The sequence below is a fragment of the Alphaproteobacteria bacterium genome (genome assembly GCA_024244705.1).
In the GTDB taxonomy this organism is placed as follows: Bacteria; Pseudomonadota; Alphaproteobacteria; order JAAEOK01; family JAAEOK01; genus JAAEOK01.
On sequence record JAAEOK010000098.1, the window covers coordinates 194,588 to 213,596 of the forward strand.

A 19,009-nucleotide genomic window follows, 5' to 3' on the forward strand; every position below is an offset into this window, starting at 1 on the left:
CGGGCAACGGCCGATGTCGATCCATATGGTCATGGCCTATTCCCTAATGCCAATCGCAACCGATTTCAAGCGTCACGGACGCCGAGATCCGGCGGGCGCGCGGGTCCGCCGTTTCCCGCGCCGTGTCATTTCGTCCTGAGGGCGAACCGCGCCGTCATCATCGGGTGAAAGCGGCAGTAATAGGGTCCGCTGGTATTTTCCCCAACCGTCATCCGCCACTCGGCGCCGGTGGCGATCTCACCGGAGTCCCAGGTTTCGTCATCCGCGGTAACGGTGTGCGGCACGAAATCGCGATTGATCCAGATAATCGTGTCGCCGGCCGCCGCTTCCAGCCTATCGGGGTGGAATTCGAGGCCGCGGATCTCGACCACGTGTTCGCTCGGTGCCGTCGCCGGCAGCACGGCCGCCATGATGAGAACCGCGGCGGCCAACACCGCCGCGGCTCCCGTCCGTACTATCGATACGCGTATCACCGACTAATCCCCGATCGCTTCGACCATCTTGCCGGCATGTCCCTCATGCGCCTTGAAGATGACCAATGCCTGTTCGAACAACGCCTTGACCTCGGGGTTTTCGATGGCGGGGATGAAGGTTCCTTCGACCAGGCCGTTGACCGCCTGATGGTAGGCGAGTTCGTTGGCAGCGTACCGCCGGTCGAAATCGGCGCCGCGCAGCTGGCTCAATTCGTCGATGAGTTGGGCCGCCTGGGTATTGAGCTGGCGGCTGAGGAAATTGTCCTGCGGCGCCACCTCGAGTCTGGCGACCAAAGCCAAGGCCTGATCGTTGACCGCGCTGTGGTCACGGATCATGGTATTGGCGAATTCGTGCACCGCCGGATTTTCCGACAAGGCGAGCGCCAGATGCGCGTAGCGGATGTCGATCGAATCGGCGGTATAGGCCACATGGGCGATTTCCAGGTCATTGAGTTCGGCCCGCGATTCGGCGGCCGCGGCACCGGTCCATAGGGTCAGCGCCATGGCGCCGGCGGCAAATAAGGTCTTGGGGCTCATATCGCTCTCCGTGGTTGGTTGTTGAGGCTCGATCGGGGCGTCCGAACCGGCCCCGGTCGATGCCCGCCGTGACCGGCGAGCGCCGCATGACGGATTTGCCCGCCCTGCAACTACGACAAATATCGAGCGTTTCGGCGTACTTCCAATGATCGATCGTCCGTGTTAATTGACCAATCGTACAAACCGATGGCAGATAACGATTCGGATGCCATATTTCTCCGGTCAACGGTGAAGAGACGGATATGGACGTTCTAAGCGACGTATTGGGACTGATGAAGCTGGCCGGGACGTTGTATTTCCGCACCGCATTCAGCCCGCCCTTCGGCGTCGAGGTGCCGGCGTTCGAGAACGTGGCGCGTTTCCATATGGCGAACCGCGGCCGCTGCTGGGTGCGGGTCGCCGGCGATGCCGAGCCGGTATTGCTCGAGCCCGGTGATCTGGTGATCATCCCGCACGGGGCGGCGCATTTCCTGTCGGAGCCGCTCGACACCCCGGCGCAGACCGTCGACAAGGTCGTCGAAATGGCCGGCTTCACCGGCCAGGGCGCCCTCCACTACGGCGGCGATGGCAGCGGCGGGGAAAGCCAGTTGGTGTGTGGTCATTTCGCATTCGACCGCGATGCCACGCATCCATTGCTCGAGGCCTTGCCGCGCCTGATCCATATCCGCAATTCCGGCGACGCCTCCCAGCATTGGCTCGACAGCACCCTGAAACTGATCGGCGCCGAAGCCGGCGGCGCGCGACTGGGCGGCGATCTCATCACACTCAAGCTTTCGGAGATCATTTTCGCCCAAGCCATCCGCGCCTATCTCGCCGCCGAAGGCCGTGACCGGCAGGTTTTCCGCGGTCTCGCGGACAGTCAGGTCGGCCGCGCGCTGAGCGCCCTTCATCGCAAGCCGGCCGCACCCTGGACGGTCGAGAAGATGGCCCGTGCCGCGGGCATGTCGCGGACCGCCTTCGCCAACCGCTTCCACGACCTGATGGGGATGACTCCGATGCACTACCTCACCGGTTGGCGCATGCAAATCGGCCGGCAAATGCTAGCCGAATCCGACCTGCCCATCATCGGCGTCGCCGAACGCAGCGGGTACAAGTCCGAAGCCGCCTTCGGCCGCGTGTTCAAGCGTCATTTCGATGTCGGGCCGGCCGGCTACCGGCGCCGGCGCCAAGCCGGCGAAGGCGCCCGGTCCTGACCCCATTTTCGATCGTCCTGAAAGTCCGGCCGTCCTTCCATCGCTTCACAACCGCATAAGCGGTAACATACCGGACCGAGGCGCAGTGCGGCCCAATCGGCCGGCCTTGGCGGCGATGATGCCGGTTCCTTTTGGGGAATGGCGTGTTATGAGGAGTGTTCTTCTCGCGACCTGGGCGCTCTTCTTCGGGTTCGCCTTTACGCTTCAGAGTACTGGGCTTCAGGGGCCGCTCCCGGCCGTGCGGGCCTTCGGCGAGGGTTTCGACACCTCGAATACCGGCCTCATCATGGCCGGCTTCTTCGCCGGCTATCTGGTCGGCGCGCTGATGGCGCCGCGAATGATCCGCAACGTGGGACACACCAAAGTATTCGCGGCGGTTGCCTCGATCGCCTCCGGTACGGCGCTGCTCCACGCTGTCTTCGTGGACCCCGTCGTGTGGTTCGCGCTTCGACTCGCGACCGGCTTTTGCCTCGCCGGTATCTTCATCGTCACCGAGACCTGGCTGAACCTAAGGAGCCCCAACGAGGTCCGCGGCAAAATCATGAATCTCTACCTCATGGTTACCTATCTTGGCTGGGGCACCGGCGCTCTGCTGCTCAACCTCAGCAGCCCGCTCGGCTACGACCTGTTCATTCTGGCCTCGGTGCTGATTTCCTTCGGGATCGTGCCGATCCTGCTCAGCACGCAACCGACCCCGTCCTTCGAAGCGCCCAAGCCGCTCGGCGTTCTCGCGCTATATCGTCGCTTCCCGCTCGGCGTCGGCGCGATCTTCATGGCCGGTCTCGCCGTCGGGGCCCTGATCGGAGCCGGTCCGATCTTTGCCCATCAATCGGGCTTCATCACCGCCCATGTATCGCTCTTCATGGCCGCCATTTTCCTCGGCAGCCTGATTTTCATGTGGCCGATCGGCATTCTCAGCGATCGATACGATCGTTCCAGGGTCATGATCGCGGTTGCATCGCTGGCCGCGTTCGCCGCCTTGCTATTGGCGGCGACGCCGGTCGATATCGAGATTCTCATCTTTCTACTGACCGCACTCTTCGCCGGACCTTGTTTTTCGATTTACGGCATATGTCTGGCCATCACCAATGACCATCTGGAGCCCGATGAGATGGTCGGCGGCGGCACGACCCTTTTCATCTGTTTCAGCGTCGGCATGATATTGGGGCCGGTAATTTCCACCGAGATCATCGAGGCTTGGCAGCCATCAGCCTATTTCCTTTTCCTTGCAACGGTCCAGGTCCTGATCGTCGCTTACGCGATTGCCGTCATCGCCCGTCCCGGCGGGGCACCTGCTCCCGAACGGCGGCCACTGGGGAGCTGGGCGCATCGGCATGGGCATTGGATCACGCCGCGCGCGATGAAATGGTCGTCCGAGCCCGAGCGGCGGGACACCTGATCCCGGGTCGGGAAACCCGATTGAGTGGCGGCGGTCGAGGCCTGATATGAGCAAGGCAGAGAACACCATCGCGCGAGCGGCATGGAACCGGTGCGCAATGAAAGCGACACCACGAATTTGATCGGCGACGGCATTTTGCCTTAACACCACGCCGACATCGACGACGCCGGCGCTCGATTCCCCGCCGCGCCCAAAAGCCGCCCCAATTCCGCCCCCCTATCGCCGGATTGGCGGCCGACGCTTTCCCTGCCCCCTTCCGGGGCGGAGGCTCCCGATGGTCCCACGATACCTTCTTGGCGGTCTGCTCGCGGCAGCGATGCTTGCCGCGACTACCGCTTCGGCCCATGCCTTCTGCGGCTTCTATGTCGCCAAGGCGGATACCAAACTCTTCAACAAGGCCTCGAAAGTGGTGATCGCGCGGCACGGGCCGCGGACCGTTATCACCATGGTCAACGATTATCTCGGCGATCCCGAGGAATTCGCCATCGTGGTCCCGGTACCGCAGGTACTCGAGCGCTCCCAGGTCCATGTCACCGAAGGCGCCATCGTCGACCATCTCGACGCCTACACGGCGCCGCGGTTGGTCGAGTACTACGACGACAATCCGTGCCTGCGCCACTACCTGCGGGAGCGCATGGCGACGGCGGGAGTGCCGCAATCGAGCGCCGCATTCGAGGACGCGGCGGCGCTCGGCGTCACCATCGAGGCGCAATACACGGTGGGCGAATACGACATCCTGATCCTGTCGGCCGAGCAAAGCGCCGGGCTCGGGACATGGCTCACGCGCAACGGCTATCGCGTGCCCGACAAGGCTGGCTCGGTCCTCGACCACTACCTCGCCAACGGCATGAAATTCTTCGTCGCCCGGGTCAATCTGGCCGAGCGGACCAAGCTCGGCTACACCTTTCTCCGCCCCCTTCAGTTGGCCTTCGAGTCGGATGGCTTCATGCTGCCGATCCGCCTCGGCATGGTCAACGCGGACGGTCCCCAGGACCTCTTCGTTTTCGCGTTGACCCGCGACGGCCGCGTCGAGACCGCCAACTACCGTACCGTTCGGATCCCGAGCGGGCAGGAAGTGCCGCTTTACGTCAAAGACGATTTCGGCCGCTTCTACAACGCCGCCTTCGATCGCATGGTGGCGCGCGAGGATATGCGGGCGGTGTTCCTGGAATACGCCTGGGACATGGCCTGGTGCGACCCCTGCGCCGCCGATCCGTTGTCGGTCGCCGAACTCCAGGAGCTCGGTGTCCATTGGCTGCCCGACGATTTCGGGATCCAGGCACCGACCCCGAAGCGCCAGGCGCGCGATGTCTTCGTCACCCGGCTCCATGTGCGCTACGACGAGGACCACTTCCCCGACGATTTGATGTTCCGCGAGATCGCCGATCGCAGCAACGTCCAGGGCCGCTATGTCCTGCGCCACCCCTGGCGCGGCGCGGCGATGTGCCCCGAGGCGCGGTCCTATGCCGCCGGTCTGCCGCGACGCTTCGCGACCGAGGCCGCGACCCTCGCCAACCTGACCGGCTGGCCGATCGACGAGATCCGCGCGCGGATGGCCGCAACCGGCCAAACGGCTTCGGCTTGGCCGCTACCACCCGGCGACCCGCCGGGCCCGTGGTGGCGATCGGTGTGGCCCGACGATTAGGGCATGCTCTCATGAATCAAACATACGGGCTCATTTGGAAGTTTGCCCGCTTGATGTCCTAAAGCAGACGCCGCACGACAACCTCTCAGAGGTCGGCTTGTGGCCAAATGCGGTCCTTCATCAGACTGCGTTGCTCGAGCTCATCCAAACGATTTTTCGTCAATACCCAAGAGGCGCTGCGCCGCATTGACCACGATTTGCAGCGCATCAGTCGTGCCGTCCGCGTGACCTTTCTCGAAATCCCCCTCGATTCGGCCCATCTGGTTGGTAACGTGCGCAAAGCAGATCACCGATCTGCTACGCGCCTTGGCGAATGCATAGAGCGCGGCGGCTTCCATCTCGACAGCAAGCAGACCGCGCTGACGCATGGTTTCAATGGCATCGTCAGTCTCGCGGAATGGTGCATCGGTCGTCCAGGTCGCGCCCCGCAGCACAGAAACGCGAAGATCGTCAAAGGCGCCCTCAAGAACTCCGATCAAGGCTTCGGGTGCGTCGCTATAGGTCGACGGCGGCAGGTAGTGATAGCTCGTGCCTTCGTCTCGCAGCGCGCGGTCAATCATGATGAAATACGGCGGCTCTTGAACGGGCATGATCTGCCCCGACGACGTAACGCTGATCAGCAGCGCACACCCCGATACGAACAGCTCTTCGGCCACCAAGACGGCGAAAGATGAGCCGACGGCGCGGCCGACGATGCCTACCGTGAGGCCGCTCACTTCGAAGACATAGAGATCGGTGTGATAGCAGACCCACCCGTCATGGCGCCGCGCACGCCCTTCCGCTTTCAATCGGCGGACGATATCGCCGTCCGGATCGAGTAGGCAGATATCCGGCACCGGCTGGATTGAGGCTGACTTCTGACGCCGTGCCTCGCGCAGCAGGCTCTCGGGGGTGAAGGATGACGGCGAATCAAAACGCTTGCCGGCCAGGATCGGCGGTAACTCGTCATCGGTCATCAGCATCGTTCTCCAATCGGCTGAGCCCAACAGTTTACCTCCGTCGAAAGCCTCGTCGACGTCGGCTTTCTTGGCGAAACTGAAGTTCGGCCGGGTCGCGCTAAACCGCGGCATTTAGCCAGTTACGGTCATCGTGGCGCTCACAGGTTGTTGGTAATAGGGCGGGACGGACATGAGTAAGCGCCTCACTTCGTAAAGCTGGGCCCGTGGCGGCGGGGCTGTTCCCATCGTCCATGAGAAATGGCGTAGAGCAGGGGTGCGACAATGCACCCTATGGCCGCGGCACCAAATGCCACGATTCTGCCGGGTACTGCCGAACAAAATGCTCAAGTTGATTTATGAACTGGTCCAACATCGACTTGATCGCGGCGTCTTTGACAGCAACGTCGGACTTCAGAGCCGGGGAAACGAGCACTCGGTAGCCATCGGCATGCCGGTGCGCGAATACAGGCAACAATGCGGCCCCTGTCGCCAGCGCCATCCGAGGCGGTCCGCCTGCTAATTCGATCTCGCCATCAAGGAACCGGCGGCGGAATGGTTGGTCGGTCAACGCCGCAGCCACGATTGCGACGACGCCGTTCTCACGCAATACACGTCGCAAGGTTTGGATCGCGGCCTGCCCGTCGTCGGTCATGATAACGCGACTTACGTGGCCAGAATCATCACCAATGTTGGCAAGGCGGTTGAGAAAGTGCTGTCCGAACACGGTTGGGGAAAAGCCATGCTCCAACCGTGATAGAATGTGCACGGTATAGCCGGCCCGACAAAGCGCTTCTGAGCCAACGATTCCGGTGAAATTCTGGGGCGATAGCCACAGTATTACGCCCCGGCCGCGGTTTAGGCCGCTTTCGATATGTTGTTGCCCAAGCAACTCCAGCGGCGTCTGCCATTCGGCCGGAGATGTCAGCTTCCGCAGACAGAGTTCAAAACTGCCAGAACGGATGCTGTGCAAGACCGCGCGACCGTCAGCTTGCCTGGCATAGCCGTCGAACTGGCTCGCGATCTGCTGAGAGAGCGTGCGATGTCGCCACGGCCGCAGCAGGGTCAGAAAGAGGCCGTACAGGTCGGCGATCTGCCGCCAGCGCGATTCCGGCACGAGTTTTGCAACCAGTATCGCCGCAGGAAGCAACGTTAGTATTGCGATGTCCTCGCGCCCAAGAAGTCTTCGCCGGTTTACGTAACCGGGTGTACGGGCGTTTTTATGCGCGGGCGTCGAAGGAGGGTGCCGACATGGCTCGGAATAGGCATCGGCCCGCCGAATGATCCGGGCCAAGGCGCCGACCGAGTGTGCTCCGGACCATAAGACTTCCATCGGTACGTCGACTCCGAATTCCTGGTCGATCGCGGCAGAGATTTCAACGGCAGTCAACGAGTCCGCGCCGTGCTCGAAAATGTCATCATCGATGCCAAGTTTCTCGACTTGCAAGACGCGCCGCAGCACCTCCGCCAATCTCTTCTCGACCGTATCGTGCGGGCCGACATCGGGTGTTGCTTCCGGGACGATCTCGTGCGCTGCAAGTGCCTTGCGGTCGATCTTACCGTTCGGCAAGCGCGGCAGCGCTTGCAGTCGCACGAACACCACCGGTACCTCGGCATGGGGTAGGACGTCCGCCAACTGCCGTCTCAACCTGTTGGCGGACAACGTGTCCTCGGAACTCACGAAAAACGCTACGAGTTGGGTCTGGCCGCCTCCGCCGGTGCGCGCCGCCACGGCAGCTTGATCGACGTGTTCGAGGCCGGCCAGTGTCGCTTCTACCTTGGCAACCTCAACGCGGCGTCCGCGGAATTTCACCTGGTTGTCCTTGCGGCCCAACGAATACAAACAGCCGTCGGCATCCATGCGGCCCAAATCGCCGGTGCGGAACAAACGCGCACCGTCCGGCCCATGCGGGGCTGAGAACACGGATTCACTCAAGGCAGGCTGTTTCCAATAACCGAGCCCGATATAGCGACTCCTGACGATAATCTCGCCAATTTCTCCCGGCCTCACCTGTGCGCCGTGCTCGTCGCACAACAGGACATCTTTGTCTTCCACAGGGTAGCCTAGAGGCAAGACGCCCGGTTCAACCGTTGCGGTGCGGTCGATCGGATAACGCCGATAGCTACCAGCTTCGGTAGAGCCGATGTGATTTATGAAAATACTGGTTGTCGGAAAACGTTCGCGCCAGATCGTCACGTCTGTGTCGTAAACCGGCTCGCTCGACAGCATCAGCGCGCGAACCCGAGGAAACCGCACATCCGGTTGGACGGCGCTCATGCACTGGCTGAACGCGCTGCGAAAGATATACAACACCGAAATTCGTTGAGATTGCAGCCAGTCAGCCATGGGCGCAGCCCCGTTCTGGGAAACGTCCCATGGGCACAGTGTCGCCCCAGTGAGCAAGCCGCTGAAGATATTCATTACCGAGGCATAGGTGCTGCCGTGATAACCGAGCAGCAAGCGATCGTCCGGCCCGATTCCCGTGGCGTTTATGAAGCTGCGCGCGAGTTGCAGGAAATTGCGCTGTGTCTGCATCACGCCTTTCGGCTTACCCGTAGTGCCGGAGGTATAGAAGAGGCCGGCAAGATCGCCGCCGCAGATCTCGGGGCTGTCGGCCGTATCGGGCGTCGTCCCTTCGGCGCGATCGATGTCCTCAACGTGACATAGGGTTCCGCCAATACACTTTGCGACTTCTGCGTAGTTGCTATCTGTCAGAAGCAAGCCGGCCTCGGCATCGAGGAGAATTTGTTGATTTGCCTCGACATGGTTAGCTGGATTGAGCGGTATGTAATAGTGGCCGGTCTTCAGCGTCGCCAGCAGGGCCGCAATGAACGGCACCCCCTGGGTCAGCAGAAGGGCAACGGCACATTTCTCGCCAGAGACAGACGCTTGGATAATGGCGGCGACCTGCTCGACCCGGGTCCCGAGGTCGCGAAAGGTCACGTTGCCGGTTTGGTCTGCAATGGCGACACGATCAGCAAACCGGGCAAAGGGCTCCTGCAATGCCCTCCACACCGACTGCTCTACCAGAGCCGCTGGGATGGTCCCTGCCGACGTGGCGGCGATCATCGAGTCCATATCCTATCCCGGAGGGTGCAAGCGGAACCACCGCCGACCCATTGCGAAGGTCCGTCGTTTCTTTGACAATATTTGAGTTTCAATGCGTTTTGAACCCTGTACCACTCGTGGCACAAGAGCCGTTGGATTGAAGGGATTCGGTGAGCCAGGTTCGTTGCTTTGTCAGCTCTGTGGGTTGTGCAGGGAGTCCGGTTTGGGTCAAGAGCGGTCGTCGCCTGGACTGGGGGGAATGCTCGGTGCGCGCCCTATCGATCCACATTGACGAGCTTCTTCTCGTCGAGGGCAAGGATGGCGCCGACACCCGCGATCGCCAAGGCGAAAGCAAGCCAGAACGAAGCGTGGAAGCCGGTCATGAAGGCGTCTCGAACGGCGTCCGTTATCCTGCCGGCGGTCTCGGGGCTGAATTTGCCGAGTATGGCTTGCGATGCCTGCGTCCCCGCGGCGCTGCCGTCGAGCGTCACTCGATCGGCGGCGGACAGGGTCACGTCCATCGCCGTCAGACTGTGTTGCAGCTTGGCGCCGCCGATTCCTGACATGATGGCGGTGGCACCGGCGACGCCGATGGCGCCGAGGCCGAGATGGAACATGAACGACAGCGCGCCGGCGAGGCTGGCCCGAGACGGGTCGGCGGCACCGACCGCGGCCGTGCCGGCGGTGCCGACGCACAATCCGGGCCCAATCCCGAGCAGCAGCATGGCGGGAACGGTTCCGGCATAGCCCCATGACGGGTCGCTTAGAATGACCGCAAGGGTGCCGAGCACGGTCAGGCCGTAACCGACGGACAACAGCAACCGGGGCCCGGCACTGTTGTAAAAGCGGCCGGAAATCAGCGACGTCGCCGACAGGCACACCATCAGCGGCAGGGTTCCGATCGCGGCCATCAAATCCGACCAGCCCAAGGCCTTGTGAAAATATCGTGGCAGGTAGAGAAACAACAGGAAGACGGCCGGAATGCAGAGGCCATTGGCCGACAGGGCGAGCAAGAATTGCCGGTTGCGCATCATCGGCGGCGGAACCAGCGGCCCGGCGACCCGCTTTTCGATGACAGGAAAGGCGGCGAACGATACCGCCGCCAGCACCAGCAGCCCGATCAGCGCCGCCGAACCCCAACCCCAGGCGCCGCCGACATCGAGCGCATAGAGCAGGGCCAGGATCGCCGTCGACAGGACGGCGATGCCGGCATAGTCGATCGGCTCGTCGGTCTTGTCCGGCGTGTCGGACGGCAAACAGCGCAGGACGAGCAGGATCGAAATCGCGCCCATCACCAGGTTGGCGGTATAGAACAACCGCCATTCCCCGAGGCCGCCGACGATGCCGGCGAAGACCGGGCCGACGACGTTGCCGCTGGTGACCACGGCAATGAGCACGCCGATGGCGACGCCGCGATCGTCATCCCCGGCCGCATTCGATGCGATGCCGAGGATGCAGGGCCAGAGAATCGCCGATCCGACGCCCTGGATGGCCCGGGCGCCGATCAGCCAACCGACGGATTGGGCCGCCGCGCAGGCGAGCGACGCCAACACGAACACCGTCAGGCCGATCACCAGCAGGCGACGGCGGCCGTACCTGTCGGCCAGGCGGCCGGCGGTCACCATGCCCATGGCGAAGGTCAGCGCATAGATGTTCAACACCCACTGGGTGGTCGTGATGTCGGCGCCGAATTCGCGCTCGATCGGAATGATCAACATCAAGGCGCCGGTGAAGTCCGTGCCCAGCGTCAAGGTGGGTACGGACAGCGTGGCGATGACGACTTTTGTCCGTCTATCCATAGAACAGCCCGGTAGCGTGATTCCGCCGCATCAACCGGCGACTTACAGGGGTATTCCTACTCGCTGCCCGCCGCCGTCGGAGCCGGACACCCGCGCATTAGGGAGATTCTGTCGGGTGTGCATATTGCCCCTCGTCGAGACGAATGTTGAGCTTGGCACCATGGTTCGTCAATATCGCGCGCCTGGGCGGTGACAGGACGACCCGCCGACGGGCCAATTCATTTGACGGGAGAGTGCGATATGCGGAAGTACATTATCGAACGGGACATCCCCGAGGTCGGCAGCTTCGAGCGCGAGCAGCTTCGCGGCGCCGCCGCCAAGTCGAACGAGGTGCTGGCCGAGCTCGGCCCGAACATCCAGTGGGTCGAGTCGTTCGTTACCGACAACAAGACCTTTTGCGTCTACCTTGCCGAGAACGAGGACATCATCCACAAGCACGCCGAAATCAGCGGATTTCCGGCGACCAAGGTGACGGCGGTCAAGCGCATGATCGACCCCACCACCGAAAAGGAATAGACGCCGCCACTGCGAGCCGGCGTTGCCGGTCGGCCGGGTGGCGGCGCGCTCAGCCGTCATCGCCTTCGTCCTCGCCGACCAGCACCAGCGTGCCGCCGTCGCCGCTGCCGTGCTTTTCCATCAAATAGGCGGTCATTTCGCGAGCTTGATTGGCGGCCCATTCGATCTTCGCCGCAGCATTGTCCTGGCCGCCGCCGGCGGCTTGTTCGGACAACGTCCGCATCGCCGCCTCGAGCACCGTGAAGACATGCGATAGCACCAGCGCTTGATCGGCCGCGAACTCGAAGCCACCCGAATTCTCAAACGCGTCGGTGATTTCGCGAAGCACCGCCGGCAGGCGGTCGAGCCCTTCGGGAAGCTCGGTTTCGCCGTCGTCATCGGCCATGGTGGCGGCGATATAGCCGACCACCTTGGCGAAGATCAGGTTTTCGCTGTCGCGGGCCATTTCGCCTCCCCTATCGACCTCCGCCCACCGGTGTTAGAAAGGTGCCATGGTCAAGCCTCATCACCCTCCGTCCGATCGCGCGCTTCGTTTCGTTGTCTGGCAGTTCGTGCGCGTCATGGTGCAGCTTGAGAAAATCGGCGTGAAGAGCCACGCCTTTCGGGCCTGGCGCGACCAGTGGCAGAAGCTCGACCGCCGGCTGACCCGGCTCGGCCAAAGCAACCGGGCAGGATTTTCGAAGCTCATGATGGAGGAAGAGGTCGTCATCGACAAGCTCTCCCCGGAGGAGGTCTCGGATGTCCGCCGCGCCCTCGACACCGTGATCCGCCAAATCAACGGCGAGGTGCAGAGCCGCGACATCGACGACGAGACCTCGGCCGGTTTGGAGTTCGAGCTCACCGAACTGGCCACGCTTCGCGACCAGGTGCGGGCGATGGCGCCGGCACCAAGGCGACGGGCCGCGTCACGGCGCCCCGCGAGACCGGCGCGAAAGGCGAAACCGGCGCCAGAGTGAACGCCCGGCTCCCGCGCTCACTCGACGGTTTCGTTGGCGTAAACGCCCCAAAACTCGGTTCGTTCCAGCCAGCCGTCATAGCCGGCAATTCGGATTCGGCACCACGCACCGACGCATCGCTTGAGTTCGCCGACGACTCCGGGTTCGGCATGGGCGACGGCGGCCGACCCGGCGCTCGGCTCGCGGCGCAGCGTCCGACGCTGCTTGGTGACCAGCGCGGTGCGCTTGCCCGCCAGCATGCTCTGGTGGACCCAGCCCTCGGTGCCCTCCCAGTCACGGATTTTGCGCCAGGTATCGAACTCGGCGGTGATCTCGACCGGCAGGCCGCTCCGCTGGTAGACCCAGTCGATGGGATAGCGCACGCCGGGACCGGTGCGCACGTTGACCTCGTCGGCCCGCATCGAGACGAAGCGCGGCAGCGGCAACCCGGTCTGCGCATGGCCCGCCGCCGCCGCGGCGACAACCAGCGCCGCGGCGAGAAACCCGTGTCCGGCTCTTTGTGCTATGTTCATTTTCGTCACCCGGCGAAACGCTGGCTGGCAGGCGGAATCCTTATGGATGCGGGCCGCGCGCGGGTCAAGGGCGGCGCGACCCAATGGCCGCTGGACAAGACGGACGGGGCTTGCTATCCGCTTGGACGGGCGCAGCTCGGAGGGATCCCATGGCAAAGCCGAAACCGGTCGTCTACGTGACGCGAAAGTTTCCGGACGCGATCGAAACGCGGATGATGGAACTGTTCGACACGCGGCTCAATCGCGACGACCGGCCGATGTCCCAGGCCGAACTCATCGAGGCCGCCAAGGTCGCCGACGTGCTGGTCCCGACCGTCACCGATTCGATCGACAAGGCGGTGCTCGCCCAGGCCGGGCCGAAGCTCCGGCTGATCGCTTCGTTCGGCACTGGCGTCGACAACATCGACCTCGCCACCGCGCGCCAGCGCAACATCACCATCACCAACACGCCCGGCGTGCTGACCGAGGACACCGCCGACATGACCATGGCGCTGATCCTGGCGGTGCCGCGCCGGCTCACCGAAGGTGAGCGGATCGTCCGCGCCGGCGATTGGCCGGGCTGGGGGCCGACCTGGATGCTCGGCCATCGCATCTGGGGCAAGCGGTTGGGTATCATCGGCATGGGCCGCATCGGCACCGCCGTCGCCCGTCGCGCCCGTGGCTTCGGCCTGTCGATCCACTATCACAACCGGCGCCAGGTCCATGCCGACCTCGAAAAGGAGCTCGAGGCGACCTACTGGGAAAGCCTCGACCAGATGCTCGCCCATATGGACATCATCACGGTCAACTGCCCGCACACGCCGGCGACCTATCATTTGCTGTCGGCCCGGCGGCTCGCATTGCTCAAACCGTACACCTATATCGTCAACACCTCGCGCGGCGAGGCGATCGACGAGAACGCGCTGACGCGGATGCTGGCCAGCGGCGAGATCGCCGGGGCCGGGCTCGACGTCTTCGAGCACGAACCGGCGATCAACCCCAAACTGCGCGACCTCGACAACGTAATCCTGCTGCCGCACATGGCTTCGGCGACGCTCGAAGGCCGCATCGACATGGGCGAGAAGGTGATCATCAACATCAAGACCTTCATCGACGGCCACACTCCGCCCGACCGCGTGCTCGAAACGATGTTCTAGGTCGGTGACGCGCACGCCCTCGATCGCCACCATCGGTTACCAGGCCGCCGACCTCGACGATCTCATCGCAACGTTGAAGAGCGCCGGCATCGCGGTCGTCGCTGACGTTCGCGCAGCACCGGTCTCGAAGCGGCCGGAATACGCTAAGAACGCGCTCGCCGCGTCGCTGGTCGCTGCCGGGATCGATTATGCTCACTTCGGCGTTTTGGGCTCGCCGCCGGCGGCGCGCGCGGCCGCCGCAGCGGGCGACATCGCCGGATTCGAACGTCTGTTCGCCGCGCATCTCGCTTCGCCACCGGGCCAAGTGGGACTGGATCGCGCCGCTGCGCTGGCGCGAGAGAAGCCGGTTTGCCTGATGTGCCTTGAGCGCGACCCCGACCACTGCCACCGCCGCTTCGTCGCCGCCGCGATCGTCGCGCGAACGGCGTTGTCGGTGAACCATCTTGCCGTCACCGCCCCATCCGGCCCGTTGTTCGGCGACTGATCGAAATCAATGAGCGGCGCCGTCCGCGCTGGGACAATTGCCGTCTCAAGCTGTTACCACATCGCGGGGTATCACGAATGTTCAAGACCATCCTGGCGGCCACCGACGGTTCCGACCACGCCGACAAGGCGGTCGGCCTCGCCAGCGACCTGGCCGCAAAGTACGACGCCAAGCTGATCCTGCTTCATGTCCTGCTGTCGGGGGACCGCGCCGACCAGCTGCGGCACTGGGCCGAGATCGAGAATATCGTCCCGGCCCGGTCCGGCAGCATCGCCACGGCGCTGGCCGAGATCCCGATGGCCAAAGCGCCGGCGCCGGGAGACGGGACCGAATTCCTCGCCCAACGGGCGTCCGAACAGGTCGGCGAGCATCTGACCAAGGCTTGCGCCCGGCTAGCCAGGGAGAAGGGCGCCAAGACGGTCGAGACCGTGGTCGCCGAAGGCGACCCGGCCAAGTGTATTCTGGAAACCGCGAAAAAAGAGGGCGCCGACCTCATCGTCCTCGGCAGCCGCGGGCTCGGCGATCTCAAGGGGCTGCTCCTCGGCAGCGTGTCGCACAAGGTCTCGCACCTCGCCGACTGCACCTGCATTACGGTGCGGTAGGTCGGTCGACATTCACCGCGTGGCCGTCGTCCCGTGCGCGACGCGGCACCCGAGTGACGCCGCGCAGACACGGGATCCCGGTTCCGCGACGCATCGCTCCGCGCTGCACCGCGCCCGGGATGACGAAGGGCGGCGCGCCGCGCCCGGTTGACAAGCGAAGTCCGATTGTCGGTCGACGTTAGTGCCCTGACCCCGCCTTCGCACCCGTCTTGAGGAAGAACCGGCGGCCGCAATAGGGGCAATCGATGTCGTGCCGGTCGCCCATATTGAGGTAGACGCAGGGATGGCCGAGCGGGCCGTTGCCGCCGTCGCAGGCGACGACCGTGTTCTCGACCTCGATATTCTCGACTGGTTCCACGCGACGCCTCCCCCGGCTGGTGTCCGCGGCCCTCCACGGAGTGCCGTTGACCGCTCCATCCGGCGGATGATACCCATTGCCGCGCATCATTCAACAGTCCAGAACGGCCCCGCCGATCCCGATGACCGTGCCGCATGCCGAGACGGCCACCACCGCCGAATTGCCGGAAAACGCAATCGAGACGGTGGCCCTGACCAAAATCTATCGCGGCAGCGAAACCCGCTCGCGGCGCACCGCGCTCGACGCCGTCGATCTGGTCGTGCCGCGCGGTTCGCTGTTCGGGCTGCTCGGCCCCAACGGCGCCGGCAAGTCGACCTTCATCAACATCCTCGCCGGACTGGCGACCAAGACCTCGGGCAGTGTGCGGGTCTGGGGCCGCGATCTCGACGCCGACTCGCGCAATTGCCGGGCCGCGATCGGCGTCGTGCCCCAGGAACTCAACATCGATGCCTTCTTCACGCCGCGCCAGTTGCTCGACGTCCAGGCCGGCCTCTACGGCGTGCCGGCGGCCCAGCGCCGGACCGACGAATTGCTCGAACGGGTCGGCCTGACCGACAAGTCGGACGCCTATGCGCGGTCGCTGTCGGGCGGCATGCGGCGGCGCATGCTGATCGCCAAGGCGATGGTCCACGACCCGCCGGTGCTGGTTCTCGACGAGCCGTCGGCCGGGGTCGATGTCGAGTTGCGCCAGCAGCTCTGGGAATACGTCCGCGAGCTGAATGCGCGCGGCACCACCATCGTGCTGACCACGCATTATCTGGAAGAGGCCCAGCAGCTCTGCGACCGCATTGCCATCATCAACCACGGGCACGTCATCTGCTGCGAGGACACCGCCGACCTACTGCGCCGCCTCGACCGCAAGGAGCTGGCGATCAACGTCGCCGAGGACCTCGACGCGGTGCCGGAATCACTCGGCGGTTTCGACGTCGCCCTGGCCGGGCCGCGGCGGTTGAACTTCCACTACCGGCCGAGCGAGACCCGTATCCGCGACCTGCTGACCGCGGTCCGCGACAGCGGCCTGACGATCACCGATCTGACCACCCAGGAGGGCGACCTCGAAGACATCTTCCTGGAGCTGACGCGGCGGCCGGCGGAACCGGACGCGACGGGCGCATGAGGCGGGTCGCGGCCCTTTGTCTGCCGCTCGCGTTGGGCTGCGTCCTCGGCGTCGTTGCCTGCGCGCCGCGGGTGCAGCCGCCGGGACCGGTGGTGCGCGCGCCGGCGCTCGAGACCGATCGTATCGTTGCCCACGACAACATTTCCCTGCCGCTCAGGGCATGGCTGCCCGACCAGCCGCCGACCGCGGTGTTCGTGGCACTCCACGGTTTCAACGATTATTCCAATGCCTTCACCGCGCCCGCGGCCTACTGGCGCGACAACGGCATCGCCACCTACGCATACGACCAGCGCGGTTTCGGCGGCACCGTCTATCGCGGCCAGTGGGCCGGCGCCGACGTCATGGCGCGCGACCTCACCGACGCCGTCGCCCTGGTCCGGGCGCGCCACCCCGCGGTGCCGGTCTACCTGCTCGGCGTCAGCATGGGCGGGGCGGTGGCGATGCACGCGGCGACCGGCGACACCCCGCCCGATGTCGACGGCATGGTGCTGGTCGCGCCCGCCGTGTGGGGGCGGTCGACGATGCCGCTGCACTACCGGGTCGCGCTGTGGCTCGGCGCCCACAGCCTGCCGTGGGCGACAGTCACCGGGCGCGGGCTCGGCATCAAGCCGTCGGACAATATCGAGATGCTGCGCGCGCTGTCAGCCGACCCGATGGTGATCAAGGAGACCCGGGTCGACGCCATCGACGGTCTGGTCGATTTGATGGACGAGGCGCTGGCCGCCGCCGACCGCGTCGATTTGCCGGTCTTGGTGCTCTACGGCGAAAACGATCAGATCGTGCCCAAGGCGCCGACCCGCGCCATGCTCGAGCGCCTGCCCGCGGCCAACAGCACGATCGCCATCTATGACGGCGGCTACCACATGCTGCTGCGCGATCTGCAGGCGGAGATCGTGCACCGCGACGTCGCCGCCTGGGTCGCCGACCCGGCCGCGCCGCTGCCATCGGGCGCCGACGGCAACGCGGGCGCCCTGTTCGCGGCCGAGGAGTAGGGGGCGGGCTCGATTCCCCTTGGCACTCACGTCATCCCGGACGCGACGCGGCACGACGTGCTGCTTCGCTGATCCTGGATCGATCCCGGGCTGGCGGCGCACCGCCGAACGAATTGCCCCGGGGCGCGATTTCGGTTAGGGTCCGCGCCCCTGCACCCGTAGCTCAGCTGGATAGAGCGCTGCCCTCCGAAGGCAGAGGTCAGAGGTTCGAATCCTCTCGGGTGCGCCAGTTTCCCGGCCCAACGCCGCGCCGTACTACTCGTCCGCCGTCCACGACCCGCGCGGGTCGCGGGATTTGACTCATGTCAATGCCCGTATTGCGGGCGCGCGTTAGGAGTCGCCAGCAACCCGCAACCCCGACCCGAGGCAATACGATGGCCGATCCGGCAACCGTCGATGGCGGCACCAGCCGCGCCGCGTCCGGCAGCAGCGTTTCCGTCTGGGACCCGCTGGTCCGCGTCTTCCACTGGTCGCTGGCGGTCGCCTTCTTCGTCGCCTTCCTGACCGACGACGACGCCATGACGATCCACGCCTGGGCCGGCTATGTCGCGGGCGGTGTTATCGTGGTTCGCCTGGTGTGGGGCGTCATCGGCCCGCGCCATGCCCGCTTCGTTGACTTCGCCTACGGTCCCGGCGCCGCGCTGCGCTATCTCGGCGCGTTGATCGCCTTCCGCGGACGGCGCTATCTCGGCCACAGCCCGGCCGGCGGCGCCATGGTGTTCGCCCTGCTCGCGGTCGTCGCCGCCACCGTGGTCACCGGCCTCGTCGTCTACGCCGTCGAGGAGAATGCCGGCCCGCTCGCCGGGATCGTGGCGACGGGCGAGTCCGTCACCGGAGCCTTCGAGGAGGCCCACGAGATCCTCGCCAATCTGGCGCTGGCGCTGGTCATTGCCCATGTCCTCGGCGTCGTGTGGGCGAGCCTCGTTCATCGCGAAAACCTGACCCGGGCCATGGTCACCGGCCGCAAGCGCGCCGCCACCGGCGACGACGTCGGCTAGAGTTCTTTCGACTTATGTCGAATCGGCGCCAGCCCGCAACCCCGAACCGAGGCAATGCGATGGCCGATCCGGCGGCCGCCGATGGCGGCACCAGCGGCGGCGTTTCCGTATGGGACCCGCTGGTCCGGCTCTGGCTCAATGACGGCTCTTGCATCCGGCTCAGGCCAAGCTGGCCAAACCATGTCTGGGCTTACGACTTCGTCCAGGCCAGGACCCATGATGGGAGAGCACTTAAGATGCTGACAGTGATCGATGAGTTTACCCGCGAATGCCTGGCCATCGAGGTTGCCAGGCGGCTGAGATCCGAC

Annotated in this window: 19 protein-coding genes, 1 tRNA gene and 1 pseudogene; 13 read left to right on the top strand and 8 right to left on the bottom strand. The window is 64.6% G+C overall.

Annotation, left to right across the window (positions count from 1 at the left end; translation table 11 throughout):
* Positions 1–125: 125 nt before the first annotated feature.
* Entirely contained in the window at positions 126–473 is a 348-nt protein-coding gene (locus tag GY791_18925; GenBank protein MCP4330502.1) for a copper-binding protein, read from the bottom strand.
* Between the two features lie 3 nt (positions 474–476).
* Positions 477–1,010, bottom strand: a complete 534-nt coding sequence (locus GY791_18930) for a DUF4142 domain-containing protein (protein MCP4330503.1) — start codon at positions 1,008–1,010, stop codon at positions 477–479.
* A 242-nt stretch (positions 1,011–1,252) separates the two neighbouring features.
* Between GY791_18930 and GY791_18935 the strand changes: the two genes are divergently transcribed.
* The 3 genes from GY791_18935 to GY791_18945 all read left to right on the top strand — a co-directional run bounded on the left by GY791_18935 (position 1,253) and on the right by GY791_18945 (position 5,247).
* Positions 1,253–2,203: an AraC family transcriptional regulator gene (locus GY791_18935; protein MCP4330504.1), complete on the top strand. Its 951-nt coding sequence runs from the start codon at positions 1,253–1,255 to the stop codon at positions 2,201–2,203.
* A 148-nt stretch (positions 2,204–2,351) separates the two neighbouring features.
* Complete coding sequence (locus GY791_18940) at positions 2,352–3,602, top strand: MFS transporter (GenBank protein MCP4330505.1); 1,251 nt, start codon at positions 2,352–2,354, stop codon at positions 3,600–3,602.
* A gap of 274 nt (positions 3,603–3,876) precedes the next feature.
* Positions 3,877–5,247 carry a DUF2330 domain-containing protein gene (locus GY791_18945; protein ID MCP4330506.1) on the top strand — a complete coding sequence of 457 codons (1,371 nt, stop codon included), beginning with the start codon at positions 3,877–3,879 and terminating at the stop codon, positions 5,245–5,247.
* 140 nt (positions 5,248–5,387) lie between these two features.
* Here the strand turns inward: GY791_18945 and GY791_18950 are convergent, their stop codons facing one another.
* The 3 genes from GY791_18950 to GY791_18960 form a co-directional block, all read right to left on the bottom strand.
* Positions 5,388–6,203: a nucleoside phosphorylase gene (locus GY791_18950; protein MCP4330507.1), complete on the bottom strand. Its 816-nt coding sequence runs from the start codon at positions 6,201–6,203 to the stop codon at positions 5,388–5,390.
* A gap of 271 nt (positions 6,204–6,474) precedes the next feature.
* Entirely contained in the window at positions 6,475–9,261 is a 2,787-nt protein-coding gene (locus GY791_18955; protein ID MCP4330508.1) for an AMP-binding protein, read from the bottom strand.
* Positions 9,262–9,506: 245 nt separating this feature from the next.
* A complete protein-coding gene (locus GY791_18960; GenBank protein MCP4330509.1) occupies positions 9,507–11,030 on the bottom strand; it encodes an MFS transporter in 1,524 nt (507 codons plus the stop codon).
* Positions 11,031–11,270: 240 nt separating this feature from the next.
* Between GY791_18960 and GY791_18965 the strand changes: the two genes are divergently transcribed.
* On the top strand, positions 11,271–11,546 hold the full coding sequence (locus GY791_18965) for a DUF4242 domain-containing protein (protein ID MCP4330510.1): 276 nt from the start codon (positions 11,271–11,273) through the stop codon (positions 11,544–11,546).
* A gap of 49 nt (positions 11,547–11,595) precedes the next feature.
* Here the strand turns inward: GY791_18965 and GY791_18970 are convergent, their stop codons facing one another.
* A complete protein-coding gene (locus GY791_18970; GenBank protein ID MCP4330511.1) occupies positions 11,596–11,991 on the bottom strand; it encodes a hypothetical protein in 396 nt (131 codons plus the stop codon).
* Between the two features lie 46 nt (positions 11,992–12,037).
* Between GY791_18970 and GY791_18975 the strand changes: the two genes are divergently transcribed.
* On the top strand, positions 12,038–12,502 hold the full coding sequence (locus GY791_18975) for a hypothetical protein (GenBank protein MCP4330512.1): 465 nt from the start codon (positions 12,038–12,040) through the stop codon (positions 12,500–12,502).
* A 17-nt stretch (positions 12,503–12,519) separates the two neighbouring features.
* Here GY791_18975 and GY791_18980 read toward each other — a convergent pair whose 3' ends face one another.
* A complete protein-coding gene (locus GY791_18980; GenBank protein MCP4330513.1) occupies positions 12,520–13,014 on the bottom strand; it encodes a hypothetical protein in 495 nt (164 codons plus the stop codon).
* 149 nt (positions 13,015–13,163) lie between these two features.
* Here GY791_18980 and GY791_18985 point away from each other — a divergent pair, with 149 nt between their 5' ends.
* From GY791_18985 to GY791_18995, 3 genes are all read left to right on the top strand, one after another.
* Complete coding sequence (locus GY791_18985) at positions 13,164–14,150, top strand: D-glycerate dehydrogenase (GenBank protein ID MCP4330514.1); 987 nt, start codon at positions 13,164–13,166, stop codon at positions 14,148–14,150.
* Positions 14,151–14,154: 4 nt separating this feature from the next.
* Complete coding sequence (locus GY791_18990; GenBank protein MCP4330515.1) at positions 14,155–14,634, top strand: DUF488 domain-containing protein; 480 nt, start codon at positions 14,155–14,157, stop codon at positions 14,632–14,634.
* Between the two features lie 77 nt (positions 14,635–14,711).
* Positions 14,712–15,236: a universal stress protein gene (locus tag GY791_18995; GenBank protein MCP4330516.1), complete on the top strand. Its 525-nt coding sequence runs from the start codon at positions 14,712–14,714 to the stop codon at positions 15,234–15,236.
* Between the two features lie 178 nt (positions 15,237–15,414).
* Here the strand turns inward: GY791_18995 and GY791_19000 are convergent, their stop codons facing one another.
* Positions 15,415–15,681: a zinc-finger domain-containing protein gene (locus GY791_19000; protein MCP4330517.1), complete on the bottom strand. Its 267-nt coding sequence runs from the start codon at positions 15,679–15,681 to the stop codon at positions 15,415–15,417.
* Positions 15,682–15,715: 34 nt separating this feature from the next.
* On the opposite strand from GY791_19000, the gene GY791_19005 reads away from it, so the two are divergent.
* The 5 genes and pseudogenes from GY791_19005 (at position 15,716) to GY791_19025 (ending at position 19,009) form a co-directional block, all read left to right on the top strand.
* Entirely contained in the window at positions 15,716–16,711 is a 996-nt protein-coding gene (locus tag GY791_19005; GenBank protein ID MCP4330518.1) for an ABC transporter ATP-binding protein, read from the top strand.
* A complete protein-coding gene (locus GY791_19010; GenBank protein ID MCP4330519.1) occupies positions 16,708–17,703 on the top strand; it encodes an alpha/beta hydrolase in 996 nt (331 codons plus the stop codon). Before GY791_19005 ends, GY791_19010 begins: the two co-directional genes overlap by 4 nt.
* Positions 17,704–17,855: 152 nt before the next feature.
* A tRNA-Arg gene (locus GY791_19015) sits at positions 17,856–17,932 on the top strand.
* Between the two features lie 145 nt (positions 17,933–18,077).
* Complete coding sequence (locus GY791_19020) at positions 18,078–18,701, top strand: cytochrome b (protein ID MCP4330520.1); 624 nt, start codon at positions 18,078–18,080, stop codon at positions 18,699–18,701.
* 125 nt (positions 18,702–18,826) lie between these two features.
* A pseudogene (locus tag GY791_19025) lies at positions 18,827–19,009 on the top strand (IS3 family transposase).